General features: G+C 35.3%; 1 protein-coding gene and 1 pseudogene. Both read right to left on the bottom strand.

All coding sequences use genetic code 11. The annotated features are described in order from the left end of the window. A partial coding sequence (locus RT405_RS02720) for a YhjD/YihY/BrkB family envelope integrity protein (protein WP_313467344.1) occupies positions 1–348 on the bottom strand: 348 nt, incomplete at its 3' end. A 414-nt stretch (positions 349–762) separates the two neighbouring features. After that, positions 763–1,029 (bottom strand): annotated as a pseudogene (locus RT405_RS02715) (alanine dehydrogenase); the annotation flags it as partial.

Genomic DNA, 1,029 nt, shown 5'->3' with positions numbered 1-1,029 from the left:
CATAGCATTAAACGCTTTACTGGCTGACCAAAGAGAGGTGATCAGCCCGATTGAAATGATGCCGCCATGCGTATTGTTTAAAAAATCAGCTAACATAGGCTGAATGATTTTGTAGATATCTGGAGGCAATGCCGTTTTTAAATAAGGCAAGATATCCGATGCACTAATTGGTAAAAAAGGAATGATATTAGCCACTACCAATAAAATAGGCGCTATCGAAAGTAAAATAAAGTAAGCTAGTTCAGCTGAATTGGAAGACACTTCAGCCCGCTCCCAATTGGGTTTGATGATTTCTAGCCATTTTTTTGCTTTTTCTTTAAACGAAGCTTCTTTTGGAATTGCTGACATTTATCATCACGTCCTTTACAAGTTATTCAAATATGCGGTCTGTCTGCTCACCACTACATTTGATGTAAATTATAATCCATTAACAAATTGTTTATTCCTGGTTCACATACAAAGCCAGTTCCACAAAACCTTCTTTATTTTTTGCTGTTTCTTTTACTTCCACTTGGATTTTTTTGCTACTTTTTGCCATGAATAAACTCCTTTTGTTTAATTTCTCATTTTTAGTATACTCTATTTTTTCTTTTTTATCACTTATCACCTATTATATACCTGATTTTTGAGGAATAGACCTTCTAAGTATTCTGACTGTTCTGGGTTTCAACTCTTTCTTTCATAGGTTTATTTAGCCAAAGTATTCCTTTTTGATAAAAAAAAGCCAGCTCTTTTTACAGAACTGACTTTTTTCTTTACTCTTTATTTATCGAAACAAGTACTTGCTTCAACATAATCGATTTCTAATGATTGAGCAACTTCTTTTTTAGTTAGCTTATAGTCCATTACATTGATCCCGCCGTAGACAGTTGGGTTGTCTTGTGAGGCTTGAACAACGCCTTTATTAGCGATTTCTAAAGCATAAGGTATCGTAACGTTTGTCAACGCCATTGTCGATGTTTTAGCAACAGCTCCCGGCATATTAGCTACAGCATAATGCAGCACACCATGACGTGTATAAACAGGGTC

The sequence above is a fragment of the Carnobacterium sp. genome, assembly GCF_032094055.1.
In the GTDB taxonomy this organism is placed as follows: domain Bacteria; phylum Bacillota; class Bacilli; order Lactobacillales; family Carnobacteriaceae; genus Carnobacterium_A.
The sequence above is the reverse complement of the archived record's forward strand: the minus strand, read 5'-3'. Positions and strand labels throughout refer to the sequence as shown.